The 17,486-nt window shown below is 55.0% G+C and carries 11 protein-coding genes and 1 pseudogene; 7 read left to right on the top strand and 5 right to left on the bottom strand.

Features of this window, described 5'->3' with window-relative positions:
* Positions 1–151: 151 nt before the first annotated feature.
* Both GA0061070_RS17480 and GA0061070_RS17475 read right to left on the bottom strand, forming a co-directional pair.
* A complete protein-coding gene (locus GA0061070_RS17480) occupies positions 152–1,297 on the bottom strand; it encodes a porin (protein ID WP_090137298.1) in 1,146 nt (381 codons plus the stop codon).
* A gap of 479 nt (positions 1,298–1,776) precedes the next feature.
* On the bottom strand, positions 1,777–2,364 hold the full coding sequence (locus tag GA0061070_RS17475; RefSeq protein ID WP_090137297.1) for an NAD(P)H-dependent oxidoreductase: 588 nt from the start codon (positions 2,362–2,364) through the stop codon (positions 1,777–1,779).
* A gap of 113 nt (positions 2,365–2,477) precedes the next feature.
* On the opposite strand from GA0061070_RS17475, the gene GA0061070_RS17470 reads away from it, so the two are divergent.
* The 7 genes from GA0061070_RS17470 (at position 2,478) to GA0061070_RS17440 (ending at position 14,334) form a co-directional block, all read left to right on the top strand.
* Positions 2,478–3,065 carry a TetR/AcrR family transcriptional regulator gene (locus GA0061070_RS17470; RefSeq protein ID WP_090137296.1) on the top strand — a complete coding sequence of 196 codons (588 nt, stop codon included), beginning with the start codon at positions 2,478–2,480 and terminating at the stop codon, positions 3,063–3,065.
* A gap of 64 nt (positions 3,066–3,129) precedes the next feature.
* Positions 3,130–4,389, top strand: a complete 1,260-nt coding sequence (locus GA0061070_RS17465) for a nitrate regulatory protein (RefSeq protein WP_090137295.1) — start codon at positions 3,130–3,132, stop codon at positions 4,387–4,389.
* A 282-nt stretch (positions 4,390–4,671) separates the two neighbouring features.
* Positions 4,672–5,928 (top strand): CmpA/NrtA family ABC transporter substrate-binding protein, encoded by a 1,257-nt coding sequence (locus GA0061070_RS17460; RefSeq protein WP_090137294.1) that lies wholly within the window; start codon positions 4,672–4,674, stop codon positions 5,926–5,928.
* A gap of 10 nt (positions 5,929–5,938) precedes the next feature.
* On the top strand, positions 5,939–6,823 hold the full coding sequence (gene ntrB, locus GA0061070_RS17455; RefSeq protein ID WP_090137293.1) for a nitrate ABC transporter permease: 885 nt from the start codon (positions 5,939–5,941) through the stop codon (positions 6,821–6,823).
* 10 nt (positions 6,824–6,833) lie between these two features.
* Entirely contained in the window at positions 6,834–7,628 is a 795-nt protein-coding gene (locus GA0061070_RS17450; protein ID WP_090137292.1) for an ABC transporter ATP-binding protein, read from the top strand.
* 34 nt (positions 7,629–7,662) lie between these two features.
* Positions 7,663–10,575, top strand: a complete 2,913-nt coding sequence (gene nirB / locus GA0061070_RS17445) for a nitrite reductase large subunit NirB (protein WP_090137291.1) — start codon at positions 7,663–7,665, stop codon at positions 10,573–10,575.
* 18 nt (positions 10,576–10,593) lie between these two features.
* The gene (locus GA0061070_RS17440; RefSeq protein WP_090137290.1) at positions 10,594–14,334 is read left to right on the top strand and encodes a bifunctional nitrate reductase/sulfite reductase flavoprotein subunit alpha; all 3,741 of its coding nucleotides are present in this window, start codon (positions 10,594–10,596) and stop codon (positions 14,332–14,334) included.
* Positions 14,335–14,532: 198 nt separating this feature from the next.
* Here the strand turns inward: GA0061070_RS17440 and GA0061070_RS17435 are convergent.
* The 3 genes and pseudogenes from GA0061070_RS17435 to GA0061070_RS17415 all read right to left on the bottom strand — a co-directional run.
* Positions 14,533–14,757, bottom strand: a pseudogene (locus tag GA0061070_RS17435) (Tn3 family transposase); the annotation flags it as partial.
* A 250-nt stretch (positions 14,758–15,007) separates the two neighbouring features.
* The gene (locus GA0061070_RS17425; protein WP_244153163.1) at positions 15,008–15,253 is read right to left on the bottom strand and encodes a hypothetical protein; all 246 of its coding nucleotides are present in this window, start codon (positions 15,251–15,253) and stop codon (positions 15,008–15,010) included.
* Positions 15,254–16,456: 1,203 nt separating this feature from the next.
* Entirely contained in the window at positions 16,457–17,479 is a 1,023-nt protein-coding gene (locus GA0061070_RS17415) for an IS110-like element ISSm1 family transposase (protein WP_090137323.1), read from the bottom strand.
* Positions 17,480–17,486 lie beyond the last annotated feature (7 nt).

The following is a 17,486-nucleotide window of genomic DNA, read 5'->3' as shown; positions in this document are numbered from 1 at the left end:
TATATTCACCTTCACAGTTTGAGGAATTATCGGCCGGAAAATTTGCGACAGGGGAAGTACATGAGAGGAGGTCAATGCGCGAGGCGAGTACACCTGTATGCGGAAAAATGTTGATGGGGAAAACCCCCGCACTGGCGCGCGGGGGCGAGGATCAAAAGTCGTAGCGCAGACGCACGATATTCATATCGCTCAGGTTGTCGGTGCTGGAGGTAAACACGTGTTCATAATCGACACGGAAACCATAATCCAGTTGGAAAGTCACACCGACGCCGTTATCAATACGTTGATAGTCGCGGCCAGTGGTATATTGCAGACGGTCGCCCATTACGTACGGCTGAATATATTTAAGCGCGTACTGGCCAACCGGGATTTTATAACCGGCAAAGTATTCAATCCCCCACGCATCGCCCGCGAAGTAGTTTTGCACGTCGGATTTTTTGGTCAGCAGGAAGTTCTGGTACCAGCCGCCGCCAAAGGAGAAGGTCCAGTTATCCGGCGTCCAGCTCAATGCGGTACCGAGGATATTCTGATCGTAGGTTTTGCTGTCGTCCGTTGATGGCAGGCGCATTTCCGCACGGGTGTAGTTCCACGCCGTACCCCATGTCAGGGTGTCGGTCAGATGATAATCGACACCCAGCGAACCGCCGCCTCTACGTTTGTAACGCGTGCCGTTGCCTGGCAGATAGTCTGAATCATCGAACAGATAAGCAGCATAAATATCCACGTCGCCAACGGTCTTCTTATATTTGAGCATATTACGTGAGCGATAAGAGCCATCGTAGTCGCCGTTGATACCATTGCCCGGTGCCTGGGCCTTCATGTCGTAATCCCAGACATCGGTTTTCACACCCACGACATCGTAATAGATACTGTTCTGCTGACCGTAGGTGAGCGTACCCCAGGTTTTGCTTTTCAGTCCGGTGTAGAGCATACGGCGGGTCGTATTCCGTGTGCCTGTGGCATAGTGATTATCCCAGTCAAAAAGCGCCGGAATGTTCACGCCGAGTTCGTAATAGTTAATCCAGCTAATATCATCAAACAGATAGTAGTCGGAGGCGAAACGAAAACGGGTACCGCCATCATAGCCGTTACGTTTGTACGAGCCTTTGTCACTGTTGCCCATGGCGTTGTCGAACTGCGGGCGGATCGAGCCACCGACGGTAAAGTTCAGTCGGCTCAGCGGGTCGCCAGCCTGTGGATCCTGTTTCAGCAGAGTAATTTCTGCTTGTGCTGCGAAAGACATCATTGCCACTGCTGCACCGATCGAGGCTGTCAGCATTTTTAATTTAATATTCATTTATTTTTCCTCGGGAATGCTACTCACTATTAGCGCGGGCATAATAATTTGCGAATATGACAGTTCTGTTTTAAAAATTATGGATTTGTGCGCTTAATTTATTTAAATGTATATAAACGTAACGCCTGGTTTCTTTTCTTTATATTTGTCTAAATACATGTCTGGCGGTAATTTTTATCGTTTTAAGGCAAAAAAGCTCATTTTGCTAATAATGATATTCACCCATAAAAAAGGCACAGATTGTTAAGCGTTTTGTTCCTGACTGAGAGTAAAACGTGCGGACAATAATGAGATCTGCTAGTACTAACGCGCTTGAAATATGTTGCCGAACAGTCATGTTCGGTTTTTTTTGCCTGAAAAATTTCGCAGTGGAGCTGGTGGAATAATTATTCGTCCCCGTTTATTACGCAGCGTTCTGTTAAATCAACACCATCAATACTGAAATAAATATTTAGCCGCCGGAGAGCGGCGGCTAAAACTCAGCGGTTAAAGACGTTGCGGCCAATCTCCCTTGCCTGCTGCAAAGCCGCTTCCGCGCAGCGGGGATCCGGCAGCATCAGCGTGGCATTGGTCAGCACCGGTGCGCCGCAGTAATCAAAAATACCGTGCGCAATTTGCGTGTTCCAGGATTGGGCATAACCATGCTTTTCGAAGGTTTGGCGATCGGCACCACCCAGCGCCACGAGGTGAATCGGCAAATGGCCGAGCTTTTTCATCACTTTGCCTTCGCCGCTATCGGCATAGGCCCAACCGTTGCTAAAGACGCGATCGATCCAGCCCTTTAACAGCCCCGGCATCGTCCACCAGTAAATGGGAAACACCAGCACCAGCGCATCGGCGCCAGCAATACGCGCCTGTTCGGCGAGCACATCGGCGGGCAGCGGCGCGGTTTGGTTGAAGGCAGCGACATCCGCTGGTGAAAAGCGCGGGTCAAACCCTTCTCGTGCCAGGTCGGCGATTTCAACGCTGTGTTGTCCCTGTTGGCGAATACCTTCGGCGACCGCCTGCGCCAGAGCGTGTGTTAATGAACTCTCCAGCGGGTGCGATACCACGATCAAAGCGTGCATACGAAACCTCCTCAGTTGCCATCGGCGATGAACGGACGTAATCTTATATACCATTGGTAACCTACTCATGGTAAGTTACCTTTGGTATATAACCTTGTCAACGGAGAAAGAGGATGACCGCAACTGGTACACGTCAGCGACTCACGCGGGAAGCACGTTTTAGCCAACTGGTGGCGGTGGCCTGGCAAATCATTCACGATAAAGGCACGGAAGCGCTGACACTCAGCCATCTTGCTGAACTCGCCGGTGTCACCAAGCCCGTGGTTTACGACCATTTCACCAGCCGCTCCGGCCTGCTGGCCGCGTTGTATCGTGAATACGATCAGCGGCAGAACCAAAAAATGGACGATGCACTGCGCACTGCCAAAGCTGAACTGGCGCCACGGGCGGCGGTGATCGCCACCGCCTATATCGAATGCGTACTGCTGCAAGGGCGTGAAATGCCCAGTGTACTGGCGGCGCTTGCGGGCACGCCGGAGCTGGAGAAAATCCGCCGGGAATATGCCGCCGATTTCATTGAGAAGTGCCGCGCACTGTTCGCGCCATTTTGCGCGCAACCATTACGTGATGCGGCATTGTGGGCCATGCTCGGCGCGGCGGAAGGGGTGTCATGGGCGGCGGTACAGGGTGCAATAACCGAAGCGCAAGCTAAAGATGAACTGAAAGCGGTGATTATAGCGATGGTTCAGGCAAGCGTATAACCTGTACTTTCCGTCCTGGCGCGTTGCTTGCATTAATCCGGCATGACTTCCGGGGAGCACGCGCATGATTGCCAACTCATCAACCACCATTCGTTTTTTGCTGGCATCACGCCAGTGTGAACTGAACAGCCTGCGTTATCTGCTGCAACGCGGTGAACTGGTAGGCAAAATCAGCCAGTTGGTGCATATGCTGCAACGCGAGCGCGGCACCTCGAATATGTTTCTTTGCGCGGGCGAAGGGCAGTTTGCTGATGAGCTTTCCCTGCGCGAGCGCGATGTTGCCGGGGCACAGGCGCCGTTGCTGGCGCAACTCGACACGCTGGAGAGCCAGATTGCAGCCAGCCCGCAGGCCAGCCGCCTGTTCAGCCACGTTGCCAGCGTGATCTACGCGCTCAGCCTGCTGCCCGCACTGCGCCAGCAAATTCGCCAACGCAAACTGCCGCTGCCGCAGGCGATGAGCTTCTTTAACGACATCATTCGCCATTTGCTGTCGCTGGTGTTTGAACTCACCGATACCGCCGCCGAACCGGACATCTCGCGCGCGCTGATCGCCATGTTCAGTTTTATGCAGGGGAAGGAGTTTGCCGGGCAAGAGCGGGCCATTGCCGCCGCCGCCTTTGCCGCCGGTCAATTCAGCGAAGAAACTCGGCAAAAGTTACTCGATCTGATTGAGCGCCAGGAGCGCTGCTTCGCCACCTTTGCGGATTTTGCCGATGAGCAACACCGGTTGCGCTGGCAACAGGTGCAGACCGACAGCCAGTTTGAGCGTCTGCGGCGCATTGCCTGTAGCGGGCGCGAAGGATTTGCAGCGGACAGCGGTTTGCGTTGGTTTGCGCTCGCCACTCAACGTATTGATGCAATGAAGCAGGAGGAAGATACGCTGGCGGAGACGCTGATGGCGCACTGCCGCGCACGCATTGCTGCCGCTGAACAGGCCAGCCATCAACAACAGGCCGATATCGAAAGCCTGATGCCGCAGCCGGAAGAAGAGAGCCGCTATTCGGTGTTTATCGACAATCATGGCTGGCTGGAGAGCGGCGGCGTACGCCCACAGCTCGGGCGTTCACTCTTAACGCTGGTGCAGCAGCAGTCTCGCCGCTTACAGGCGCTGGATACCGAACTGGCGGCGCTGCGGGAAACGCTCAACGAACGCAAACAGATTGAGCGCGCCAAAAGCCTGCTGATGCAGCATCGCCAGCTCAGTGAAGAAGAGGCCTATAAAACCCTGCGCAGCATGGCGATGAATCAGAACAAAAAGCTGGTGGAGATAGCTGGTGCGATGCTGGCGGTCGCGGATGTTTTCCCGCTACCACCTAAGGAGTAGCTGCACATCCGGGGTGCGAAATATGCTCTCCGGCAGTGCGAAAACGCGCCCGGCAAACGAGTGAATTTTACACAAAGTGTGGAATTACGCCTGTTGAAGCGATACCACTTATTCTGGCACAGCGTTTGCTTTATTTATTGAGAAATTAACATAGACGCACTATCGGCCAACGGCGGTCGGTGCCGCGTCAACCGGACAACGGCGTCCATAAGCGTGCAGCTTTGCACCGGCTTATGGACGCCGTTTTTTTTTGCATCCGCAACGGTGAGCAAGAGGGTGGCAATGAGCGATGGCAACAAAGGTATGACGGTTTCCCGTCGGCAGTTTTTACTGGGCAGCGCGGCGCTGGGCAGCAGCCTGTTACTGCCAGGGGGGATCAATCGCGCATGGGCCGCAGGCTCGGATGCGCCGGAACTGACTGAAATTCGTGTCGGTTTTATCCCGCTGACGGATTGCGCCTCGGTGGTAATGGCCGCCGTTAAAGGTTTCGACAAAAAATATGGCATCACCATTGTGCCGAGCAAAGAAGCCAGTTGGGCCGCCGTACGCGACAAGTTGGTTTCCGGAGAACTGAACGCGTCGCACATTCTCTACGGCCAGCTTTATGGCCTGCAAATGGGGCTTTCCGGGCCGCAAACCGAGATGGCGGCGCTGATGACCATCAACCAGAACGGGCAGGGGATCACGCTGGCGAACCAGTTGCACGAGGCGGGCGTTAACGACTTAGCCTCGCTGCAAAAATATATCACCGCCAGCCCGGCGGGCACTTACACCTTTGCCCAGACCTTTCCCACCGGCACGCACGCCATGTGGCTCAACTACTGGCTAGCCAGCGCGGGCATCAATCCGCTCAACGACATTCGCAGCGTGGTGGTGCCACCGCCGCAAATGGTGATGAACATGAAGATCGGCAACATGGTCGGCTACTGCGTGGGCGAACCGTGGAACCAGCGCGCCATCAGTGATGACATCGGTTTTACTGCCGCCACCACGCAGGATATTTGGCCTGATCATCCGGAAAAAGTGCTTGGTACCCGCGCAGACTGGGTAGCTAAAAACCCCAACAGCGCCCGCGCGCTGACCGCTGCCATTCTTGAGGCTTCGCGCTGGATTGACGCCTCCGACGATAACCGCCGTGAAACGGCGCAGGTGATTGCCGAGCGCGCTTACCTCAACACCAAAGAGGAAACCATTCTCGGGCGCATGCTCGGGCAGTACGAAAACGGCCTGGGTAAAAGCTGGAAGGATGAACACGCGATGCGCTTCTTCCACGACGGCTCCGTCAACTATCCGTGGCTCTCCGACGGCATGTGGTTCCTCACTCAGCATAAGCGCTGGGGGCTGCTCGCCAGCGACCCGGATTACCTCGGTGTCGCCCGTAAGGTTAACCGTATCGACATCTACAAACAGGCTGCTGCCGCTGTCGGCAACGTCCCGCTGCCGGACAGCGACATGCGCAGCAGCGTCCTGATCGATGGCATTCGCTGGGATGGTAGCAACCCTGCTGCTTATGCCAGCGGCTTTAGCGTAAAGAAATAGGAGGTCGCTAATGAAAAACCAGGCGCAAATTATCCCCATTCCCCGCGAAGAGACGGCGCAGCCACGTGTGGAAGCCGAAATTGTAACGCTGCCCACTAAACCGGTAGTACGCCATTCACCGCTGTTACGCCCGCTAATGCAGCGCGTACTGCCGGGGCTGCTCGGAATTGGCCTGTTGATTTGCCTGTGGCAGGTGGCGGCGCTCAACAGCAAAAACTTTCCCACACCGTGGCAAACCTGGCAGGCGGCGCTGGCGATCTTTGCCGATCCGTTTTATATCGCCGGGCCGAACGATCAGGGCATTGGCTGGAACGTGCTGGCCTCGTTGCAGCGCGTGGCGGTAGGTTTTGGGCTCGCGGCGCTGGTTGGCATTCCGGCGGGCTTTTTGATTGGCCGTTTCCGTTTTGTCGCCAACATGCTCAACCCGCTGATCTCACTGTTGCGTCCGGTCAGTCCGCTGGCCTGGCTGCCGATTGGTTTGCTGCTGTTTCAGCGCGCGGAACCGGCCTCAAGCTGGACGATTTTTATCTGCTCGATCTGGCCGATGATCCTCAACACCGCCGAAGGCGTGCGACAGATCCCGCAGGATTACCTGAACGTAGCGCGGGTACTGAAGCTTTCGGAGTTCGCCATTATGCGCAAAATTCTGCTGCCCGCCGCGCTGCCCGGCATTCTCACCGGCATGCGTTTATCCATTGGCATTGCCTGGCTGGTGATTGTGGCAGCAGAAATGCTGACCGGCGGCATCGGTATCGGTTTCTGGATCTGGAACGAATGGAACAACCTCAATGTGCAAAACATCATTATTGCCATCGTGGTGATTGGCGTGATCGGCCTGCTGCTGGAGCAGGGGCTGATGTGGATTGCCAGCCGTTTTAACTATACCAGCCGCTAAGGAGGCCACGATGCGTACCAATCCGATTATTCAGGTTCAGCAGGTCAGCCAGCGATTCAACACCAGCAGCGGCGAGTTTCTCGCGCTGGATAGTGTCAGCTTTGATATCCACGCCGGTGAAACCCTGAGCCTGATTGGCCACTCCGGTTGTGGAAAATCAACGTTATTAAACCTGATTGCCGGTCTGACGCGGCCGACCAACGGTGGCCTGCTGTGCAATAACCGCGAAATCGACGGTCCAGGGCCGGAGCGCGGCGTGGTGTTTCAGAACCACTCGCTGCTGCCGTGGCTCACCACCTATGACAACGTAGCGCTGGCCGTTCGCCAGGTTTTTCACGGCGAAATGAGCAAAGCCGAAATGCACGAGTGGATCATGCACAACCTCGATCTGGTACAGATGAGCCACGCCTGGGACAAGCGCCCGCACGAAATCTCCGGTGGCATGAAGCAGCGCGTCGGCATCGCCCGCGCGCTGGCGATGAAACCCGCTGTATTACTGATGGACGAACCCTTTGGCGCGCTGGACGCCTTAACCCGCGCCCATTTGCAGGATGCGGTGATGGAGATCCAGCAGCGTCTGCGCACCACCATTGTGCTGATCACGCATGACGTCGACGAAGCGGTACTGCTCTCCGATCGGGTAATGATGATGACCAACGGCCCGGCGGCAACGGTCGGCGAAATTATGGAAGTGGCGCTGGAACATCCGCGTTCGCGCGTGGCGCTGGCCGATGACGCACAGTATCAGCGCTACCGCCAGCAGGTTTTGCAATTTCTGTACGAGAAGCAGCCGAAAGCGGCCTGATGTCTCTGTCACTCGTTCGATAAGGATTCAGATGATGAAAAAGCCGGTTTTAGCCGTCATTGGGCACGGCATGGTCAGCCACTATTTTCTGCAACAACTGGTGGAACGCGAGCTGCATCAGCACTACGACATTGTGGTGTTCGGCGAAGAGCGTCTGCCCGCTTATGACCGTGTCCACCTCTCGGAATACTTCGCCGGGCGCAGCGCCGAATCGCTCTCGCTGGTCAGTGACTGTTTTTTTGCCGACAGCGGCATCACCCTGCGCAGCGGCTGTAAAATTGTCGCTATCGATCGCGAACGTCGCTGTTTGAGCGATGAACAGGGTGGAGAAACGCATTACGATACGCTGGTGCTCGCCACCGGTTCTTACGCTTTCGTACCGCCGATCAGCGGCAATAACCGTCCTGGCTGCCTGGTTTACCGCACTCTTGACGATCTGGACGCTATTGCCGTGCAGGCGAAAAAGGCTACACGCGGCGTGGTGATCGGCGGCGGATTGCTGGGACTGGAAGCGGCCAACGCGCTGCGTCAGTTAGGGCTGGAAACCCACGTTGTAGAGTTTGCTCCGCGCCTGATGGCGGTACAGCTTGATGACGGCGGCGCAATGATGCTGCAACGCAAGATTGAAGCACTTGGCGTGCAGGTGCATACCCGTAAAGAGACGCGGGAGATCGTTGATGGCGAGCAGGCGCAGCATCGCCTCTGCTTTGCCGACGGTAGCTGGCTGGAAACCGATCTGCTGCTCTTCTCGGCCGGTATTCGCCCGCGCGATGAGCTGGCGGAGAGCGCACAACTGCAAAAAGGGCCGCGTGGTGGCATCGTGATTGATGACCAGTGCCGCACTTCCGACGAGTCTATTTTCGCCATTGGCGAGTGCGCATTGTGGAACGGGCAAATTTTCGGCCTTGTGGCGCCCGGTTACCAGATGGCGCGCAGCGTGGCGGACACGCTGGCCGCGCGCAACACGCCGTTTACCGGCGCGGACATGAGCACCAAACTGAAGTTGCTCGGTGTTGAAGTGGCATCGCTCGGCGATGCGCACGGTAAAACGGAAGGCTGCCAGAGTTATCAGTGGACCGATGGCCCGCGTGAGATCTACAAGAAAATTGTCGTTTCCGCCGACGGCAAACGGCTGCTCGGCGCGGTATTGATTGGCGACAGCGCCGATTACAGCATGCTGCTACAAATGATGCTCAACGGTATGGCGCTGCCTGCGCAGCCGGAAACGCTGATTTTACCCGCCCGTTCCGGCGATGCGCCGAAAGGCCTTGGTGTGGCGGCGCTGGCAGCCAGTGCGCAAATCTGCTCCTGCCACAACGTCAGTAAAGGCGACATTGCCGCGGCGGTCGCCAGCGGCTGCACCGAACTGGGGGCGATAAAAAGCTGTACCAAAGCCGGAACCGGCTGCGGCGGCTGCGTGCCGTTGCTGAAACAGGTGATGGAGTACGAGCTGCAACAGCTTGGCGTCGAGGTGAAAAAAGATCTCTGCGAGCATTTTGCCTGGTCGCGCCAGGAGCTTTATCACCTGATCCGCCTGCACGAGATCCGCAGCTTCGATGAGCTGATTAGCCGCTTTGGTAAAGGCCACGGCTGTGAAGTGTGCAAACCGCTGGTTGGTTCCCTGCTGGCCTCCTGCTGGAATGATTACCTACTCAAACCGCAGCATCTGCCGTTGCAGGATACCAACGACCGCTTCTTCGCCAATATCCAGAAAGATGGCACTTATTCGGTGGTGCCACGTATTCCGGCAGGCGAAATCACGCCGCAGGGCTTGATCGCCATTGGCGAAGTGGCGCAGCGCTATAACCTCTACACCAAAATCACCGGTGGCCAGCGGGTGGATCTGTTTGGCGCGCGGCTGGAGCAACTGCCAGCTATCTGGGAGACGCTAATCGCCGCCGGGTTTGAAACCGGCCACGCGTACGGCAAATCCCTGCGCACGGTGAAATCCTGCGTCGGTTCCACCTGGTGCCGCTATGGCGTACAGGATTCCACCGGCATGGCGATTACACTGGAGAACCGCTACAAGGGACTGCGCTCGCCACACAAAATAAAAATGGCTGTTTCTGGTTGTACCCGCGAATGCGCTGAAGCGCAGGGCAAAGACATTGGCGTGATCGCTACCGATAAAGGCTGGAATCTGTATGTTTGCGGCAATGGCGGCATGAAGCCGCGCCATGCGGACTTGTTCGTCAGCGATCTCGACAGCGAGGCGCTGATCCGCACCATCGACCGCGTATTGATGTTCTATATCCGCACCGCCGATCGCCTGCAACGTACCAGCACCTGGCTCGACAATATGGAAGGTGGGCTTGCGTACTTACAACAAGTGATCCTGCATGACAGCCTGGAGATTGGCGCGGAGCTGGAGCGTGAAATGCAACAGGTAGTGGACGCTTACCAGTGCGAATGGAAAACCACGCTGGATAGTGCAGAAAACCGTCTGTTGTTCCGGGGCTTCCTCAACAGTGAGAGCCCGGATGAAGCGGTGGTGATGGTGCCGGAGCGCGGGCAGATCCGCCCGGCCAGAAGCGAGGAAAAACCCGTGCAGGCGACAACGCTACCGCATGCCGAAGCCGAATGGGTTCATGTTGGCGCGGTGGCGGATATTCCGGCCAATAGCGGGGTTGCCGCGCGCCTTGGGCAGCAGCAGATTGCACTGTTCCATCTGCCCGCCAGCGACATGCAGATTTTTGCGCTGGATAACCGCGAGCCGGGCAGCGAAGCCAATGTGCTGGCGCGCGGTTTGGTCGGCGATAAAGAGGGCGAGCCAATCGTGATTTCGCCGCTCTACAAACAGCGTTTCCGGCTATGTGACGGCATTAGCCTCGACGATGACTCGCTGCGGGTACGGGTCTGGCCGGTCAACATTATCGACGGGCATATCTGGGTTCATCGCCAGCCGCTGACTGCGAGCACTTTCCCGGCGATTGCCGAAGCGTCATAAGCCGCAACGGGGGCAAAAATGGAGCTAAAAAGTGTATGCCCTTATTGCGGGGTAGGCTGCGGGCTGGTTATGAAAGTGGAAAACCAGCGCATTATCAATGTGGTGGGGGATAAAACGCACCCCACCAATCAGGGGCGTTTATGCACCAAAGGCAAAAGCTGCGCGCAGGCGATTACTGCGGCGGGCAGGCTGGATCGTGCATGGCTGCGTACGTCGCGCCAGCAGGAGCCGGTGCCGGTCGGCATCGACAGCGCCATCACGCAAACCGCCCAACGGCTGCGCGCCATTATCGATAATCACGGCCCTGATGCGCTGGCGCTGTATGTGTCCGGGCAAATGTCACTGGAAGCGCAGTATCTGGCGAACAAGCTGGCAAAGGGGTTTATCGGCACGCAACATATCGAGTCCAATTCGCGCCTGTGCATGGCCAGCGCCGCCAGCGGCTATAAACTGTCGCTGGGGGCTGACGGGCCACCAGGATCTTATGACGATTTTGATCGTGCCGATCTCTTTCTGGTGATCGGCGCTAACATGGCCGACTGCCACCCGATCCTGTTCCTGCGCATGATGGACAGGGTCAAAGCAGGCGCAAAGCTGATTGTCGTCGATCCCCGCCGTACCGCCACGGCGGAGAAAGCCTCGCTATTTTTACAGATCAAACCCGGCACCGACCTCGCTTTGCTGAACGGTTTACTCGGCTTGTTGGTGCAGAACGGCCAGATCGACGAGGCGTTTATTGAACATTGCACCGAAGGCTGGCAGGCGATGCCGGATTTCTTGCAGGACTATTTACCGCAGCAGGTGGCTGAACGTACCGGGCTTGCGGAGGCGGACATTTGCCAGGCGGCGCAGTGGATTGGCGAAGCCACCGAGTGGATGAGTTGCTGGACAATGGGGCTGAACCAGAGCACCCACGGCACATGGAGTACCAATGCGCTGTGCAATCTGCATCTGGCGACGGGGGCGATTTGCCGCCCCGGCAGCGGTCCGTTCTCGCTGACCGGGCAGCCAAACGCGATGGGCGGGCGCGAAGTAGGCTATATGGGAGCCGGATTGCCAGGCCAGCGCTCGCTGCTGGTGGAAAAAGACAGGGCTTTTGTCGAGCAGCTCTGGCAGCGTCCGCCGGGTTCACTGCGCAGCGACAGCGGCCACGGCACGGTGTCGATGTTCGACGAGATGCGCGCCGGGAAAATTAAAGCCTGCTGGATAATCTGCACCAATCCAGTTGCCACGGTGCCCAATCGCCAGAGGGTGATTGCCGCGCTGCAACAGGCGGAACTGGTGATCACCCAGGATGTGTTTCTCGATACCGAAACCAACCGCTATGCCGATATTTTGCTGCCGGGCGCACTGTGGGCGGAAGCCGAAGGAGTAATGATCAACTCTGAACGCACCATGACGCTGATGCAGCAGGTGGTTTTGCCGCCGGGCGAGGCGCTGGCCGACTGGCAAATTATTGCCCGCGTGGCCTGTGAAATGGGTTATGCCAATGGATTTGCCTATACCAGCGCCGCCGACGTCTTCGACGAGATCCGCCAGTCGTATAACCCGGATACCGGCTATGACATTCGCGGCGCCAGCCATGCGCGGCTGCGTGACATGCCGCTGCAATGGCCGTGCCCGCCGGGTGACACAGAGCAACGCCACCCGATTCGTTATCTTCAGCACTCCACCACGGCGCGGGTGCGTTTCGCCACCGCCAGCGGCAAGGCACAATTCTTCGCCCGCCCGGATCTGGCACCAGTGGAGATGCCGGACGACGAATTTCCGTTGGTGCTGAATACCGGGCGCGTCCAGCACCAATGGCATACTCTGACGAAAACCGGCAAGATCCCGATGCTCAACCAGCTCAACCCTGGTCCGTTTGTTGAAATCGCACCACAGGATGCCGAACGGCTTAATATCCGTGCGGGCGAGCTTGTGGATATTCGCTCCCGACGCGGGTTGGCGACGTTGCCTGCGGTGATCACCGATCGGGTCAGCCCTGGCAACTGTTTTGCGCCGTTTCACTGGAATGATCTGTTTGGCGACAAGCTGGCGATCAACGCGGTGACCAGCGACGCCGTCGATCCCATTTCACTGCAACCGGAACTGAAACATGCCGCCGTCGCACTGACGCGCAGCGTGCAGCAGCCGGTGGTGAGCGAAAAAACCACCGTAACAGCGCAAGCCACGCCGGGTGTGCTGCTGGTGCTGTGGGCGTCGATGACTGGCAATGCGCAGGCCTTTGCCCGCCGCTGCGCCGGGCATTTTCTCGATGCCGGACAGGCGGTAAAACTGCGTGGGATGGAGAGCGTCGGCGTGACTGATATTACCGCTGCCTCGCATGTGTTATTGGTTGTCAGTACTTTTGGCGATGGCGATCCGCCGGACAACGGCGCGGCGCTATGGACGGCACTGGACAGCGACAGCGCGCCTGAACTCACCGGTACCGCTTTTTCCGTGCTGGCCTTTGGCGACGCCAGCTACGACCGGTTTTGCGGCTTTGGCCGTAAGCTTGATGCCCGACTGGCAGCGCTGGGGGCACAGCGGCTGGTGGCGCGTCATGAATGCGATGCAGGCGATAATGCGCCAGCGCAGCAGTGGCTGAATGCGGTGCAGCGCGCGCTGCTCGGTGAAGTAAGCGCGGAAGCCAGCGAAACGCAACAAAAACCCGGCTTTAGCCGCCATCATCCGTTAACCGTTCCGCTGGTGGTAAACCAGCGGCTGAATGCGCCGCTGGCGCAAAAAGAGATCCGCCAGCTTGTTTTTGATTTGCAAGGTAGCGGTATGCACTACGAAGCGGGCGATGCGCTCGGCGTCTGGCCGATCAACTGCCCACAGCAGGTTGATAAGGTACTGCGCCTGCTGGAGCTGGACGCGCAAACGCCAGTGCAACTAAGCGATAAGGGCGAAATGACACTGCGTGAAGCGCTGACCAACGAGATTGATATCACGCGCATCACCCCGGAAATCATGCGGTTTGTCTGCGAACAAACCGGCAACGCAGCGCTCAAGACAGTGCTCGACAACCCGACCGCGCTGCCGCAGTGGCTGTGGAAACACCAGCTTAGCGATCTGCTGCTTATGTCCCCGGTTCGCGCCCCGGCACAGGCGTGGTTGTCAGTGCTGCGCCGTTTACAGCCGCGCTTCTATTCTATCTCCTCCAGCCCGCAGGTTTCACCGCAGCAAGTAGCGCTGACGGTCGCGACGGTGCGTTATGGCGAAGGAAATCAGCGTGGCGGTGTCTGCTCTACGTTTCTTGCTGATCGCGCGGCCAGTGCGGCGGTGTTTATTCACTCGTCACCACACTTCCGTCTGCCTGCCAACCCGCAAACGGCGGTGATTATGGTGGGGGCGGGCACCGGTATCGCGCCGTTTCGCGGTTTCTTACAGGAACGACAGGCCACTGCTGCCGCAGGGCGCAACTGGTTATTCTTTGGCGAGCAGCATGCAGCGACGGATTTCTGGTATCAGGATGAACTGGAAGCCTGGCAGCGCGACGGCGTTCTGCACCGCTTGAGCACGGCGTTTTCCCGCGATCAGGCGGAAAAAATCTATGTCCAGCATCGCATGGTAGAAGAGGGGGCGGAGCTGTGGCGCTGGCTGTGCGACGGTGCCTGTTTTTATGTCTGTGGCGATGCCAGCCACATGGCGAAAGATGTCGATACGGCGTTAAAGCAGGTGGCGCAAACTTTTGGCGGTATGTGCGCCGATGAGGCCAACGACTGGGTGGCAGCACTGGCACGAGAAAAACGCTACCAGAGGGATGTTTATTAGTGGCCGTTCAGAGGAGCCAGGTGCTGGATCTCGTCCGAAAAATGAGGTGCAACGGAGTAATTTTAAGATGTATTATAAATGCATCTTAATTGATGAGTATTGTATATGTCTGGCCCTCGGATCCTGCGGGAGAAACTGACCATTCGCAAAATGATCGCGCTCTATGGGGTTTGAGGACCAATGGAACGAAAACGTACGCTAAGAAGCTAATTCATTGTTTAAATTGAAATTTAACGCTTTCAGTTCTCCCTTCAAAATATCCTCCGGTAGCGTGAACGTATAATGCCCCAGCATATCGATATGCCCGTGCATCAGTGGAGATAACCGGGCGATATTTTCATCCCCGGTTTCTTCTCCATTAGTGCGCATCCAGCTCAGGGCTTCCTGCATATAAAGCGTGTTCCACAGCACCACTGCGTTAGTTTTCATCAGGTAAGGCCTGTTTAGATTTTTGCAAACCTCCCTGGAAATGATAATTATCGATTATTTTTAAAACTATTTTTCTTATGTGCACGATAAACCTTAATAGCACCGGCAATTAATATTGTTAGCAAACTACATAAAAACCAAAAATCGGGAACAACAAAATAGTAAAAAATAAAAAGGAATATAATCACTGTGTAGACAGTTAAATCCTCTAGTATTTCCTTAAAAAAGGACGAAAGAAAACGCATTACTTATCCTTATTAAGTTTATAGAAAACAAAACCAGAAACAAACAAAGATCCCAAGATGGACAATAAAATCAAAAAAATAACCCAAGAATCAAATGAAACTCTAAACCCTAAAAATCCCAACTTCCCCATAAAAGCAATAACATTATCAGCAGTCAAAAAGCGGAATGAAAATTCAAAGATAACAAAAACAAATAAAACAAAGGAAACGACAAGTGAGATGATAGATAAAATCCATTTTTTCAAAATAAATCCCTCATGATATAGTACATTTAATGCAATATTTAACATGGAAAAGGAAAACCGACAATGTCTATATCTTCGATAATTAAATCCAGGTTAGAAACAGACAGGAGTGCAGCCGTAGCTCTTGACCGTGCAGTAAACGGCGTTAAGCAAAACAGTGGGAGCACTCTGGAAGATGTGCGCTCTGGGGTAGAAAGAGCTTCATGGTACAGTTCATGTCTTTTCGATAAGTATAAGGATGTCTGCACAGAACTATCAACTGAAGACCAACGATTCATAAAGTGCATATATGAGGTCTACAAGAGGAAAAACATCATCGCTGATATGATGTGTTGCTAACCGCCTTAAGCAGCAAAACGGGATGTATTATCATGCACTGTACTCTGAACAGATGGAAATGATGTATTTCTTAGTAGAACCCATTATAGGCCGGAACCCGGCATTAATACGGCTCTTGTCCTCAGACGAAGCGATAGCAGAAGCAATTATGCGGATAATAAGATGAGTTTCTTAAGAAAATGGATGAAATGGCAAATTCGCTTTTTCTTTAGCCTCCTGGTAATCGGTGTATCAGTTATTACGTTTGGTTGTCTGGCTGTTACATTTTGGCCGGACTCTGCATGGGGAACAACTGCGGTTTTTACAGTGGTCATAATTTGGATCGTTTCCAGGTACGAACCTGGGAAAAAATAATGAAGTTGGGGTTCTACGCCGGAACCCCAGAAAATTCCGTCACTAAAGCAAAAAAACATCTGATTTGCATGACGCTGAATAAATGACGGGTTATTTGACAGATTTCAGCATTAGAACCGTCGTTTTAATCATTGTCACCCAACCTGTCGTTTACGTGACAATACCCGCCGTTACTGGTTGCGGAAAATCTGGGGTTCCGGCGTACAACCCTAAGTTGGGGTCAGTTTGGAGATCGGAAATTTTTGTACTATAAGGGCTTCCCCGGCATGTCAACGCCGGTTTTTATGGTTTCTGTCTGCACTACAGTAAAAATAAAGGGAAGAGACTGCGGTACTATAAACGGCCATGATGAATCGTCATCGATTCGGGCCATGATGAAAGACGCGCGTGAGGCTCTTGTTCGTTAAGCGGATACGAATATCCTGTACAATAATCAGATATACCTCACGGGGTCTAACCCTTTATCATCAACGAGTTGCAGGTCAGATGGTTAAGCTGCTGCTTTGTGCTTTAACCGGCTGAGTACAGCCTGAAATCATCACCGTAATGCAATGATGCCCAGCATAGTCTTGCATTTTTGGCAGCGATGGCAACAACAGCGCGCCAGTATCCTCTGCGTTCGACCAGTGAGCAGACCCAACGACTGAATGAATCAGTCCTTTTCTCTGCCCCGATCAGTACCGAGCGGGCACCCTGAACCAGAAGTGTTCTCAGATACGAATTACCAGCTTTCGTTATCCTGCCAAGTTTCGACTTTCCGCCGCTGCTGTACTGCGATGGCGTAAGACCCAGCCAGGCTGCCAGCTGGCGCCCATTCTTAAAATCATGTGCATTACCGATGCTGGCGACCAGCGCACAGGCCGTTGTGGGGCCAACGCCTTTCAGTTCCATCAGCTGCTGACTGCGATGATCTGTTTTGGCCATTCGGGACAAAATTCGGTCATATTCAGCTATGTTGGCTTCGATGCGAGCAACGTGCTCCAGCAAATCATCAACACATTGCTGAACCTGAAGTGGTAAAGAATTCTTCTGTGCAGACACCATGTGTCGCAATGCATCCGTACTTTGTGGCGCGATGACACCGAATTCAGATATCAATCCTCGCAGACGATTATACGTTGCTGTTTTCTCTTCGATAAATCCCTGACGAGTGCGATGCAGGCACTGCATCGCCTGCTGGCTTTCATCCTTAACTGGCACAAACCGCATATGTGGTCGGCAGACTGCTTCGCAGATAGCCTGAGCATCAGCTGCATCATTTTTCCCTGATTTACCGGCCATGCGGTAAGGCGATACAAATTTCGCGGCCATCAGACGGGGCTCATGACCATACTGCCGGAACAGTCTTGCCCAGTAATGAGCTCCGGAACAGGCCTCCATTCCGATAACACAGGGCGGCAAACCAGCAATCAGCCCGGGAAGAGCGGTGCGGGTTACTCTGGATTTAATCAGAACGGTTTTGCCATTCTGGTCAACACCGTGAACAGCGAACACATTTTTAGCAAGATCTATACCGACTGTCGTGATGGTCATAACGAAT

Source organism: Kosakonia oryziphila (assembly GCF_900094795.1).
In the GTDB taxonomy this organism is placed as follows: domain Bacteria; phylum Pseudomonadota; class Gammaproteobacteria; order Enterobacterales; family Enterobacteriaceae; genus Kosakonia; species Kosakonia oryziphila.
The sequence above is the reverse complement of the archived record's forward strand: the minus strand, read 5'-3'. Positions and strand labels throughout refer to the sequence as shown.

Bases quoted from the DNA above. Each gene is read 5' to 3' on its own strand.
- GA0061070_RS17440 (WP_090137290.1), top strand. From the start codon at position 10,594: ATGGAGCTAAAAAGTGTATGCCCTTATTGCGGGGTAGGCTGCGGGCTG.
- ntrB (WP_090137293.1), top strand. From the start codon at position 5,939: ATGAAAAACCAGGCGCAAATTATCCCCATTCCCCGCGAAGAGACGGCG.
- GA0061070_RS17475 (WP_090137297.1), bottom strand. From the start codon at position 2,364: ATGCACGCTTTGATCGTGGTATCGCACCCGCTGGAGAGTTCATTAACA.
- GA0061070_RS17480 (WP_090137298.1), bottom strand. From the start codon at position 1,297: ATGAATATTAAATTAAAAATGCTGACAGCCTCGATCGGTGCAGCAGTG.
- GA0061070_RS17450 (WP_090137292.1), top strand. From the start codon at position 6,834: ATGCGTACCAATCCGATTATTCAGGTTCAGCAGGTCAGCCAGCGATTC.
- nirB (WP_090137291.1), top strand. From the start codon at position 7,663: ATGAAAAAGCCGGTTTTAGCCGTCATTGGGCACGGCATGGTCAGCCAC.
- GA0061070_RS17460 (WP_090137294.1), top strand. From the start codon at position 4,672: ATGAGCGATGGCAACAAAGGTATGACGGTTTCCCGTCGGCAGTTTTTA.
- GA0061070_RS17415 (WP_090137323.1), bottom strand. From the start codon at position 17,479: ATGACCATCACGACAGTCGGTATAGATCTTGCTAAAAATGTGTTCGCT.
- GA0061070_RS17470 (WP_090137296.1), top strand. From the start codon at position 2,478: ATGACCGCAACTGGTACACGTCAGCGACTCACGCGGGAAGCACGTTTT.
- GA0061070_RS17465 (WP_090137295.1), top strand. From the start codon at position 3,130: ATGATTGCCAACTCATCAACCACCATTCGTTTTTTGCTGGCATCACGC.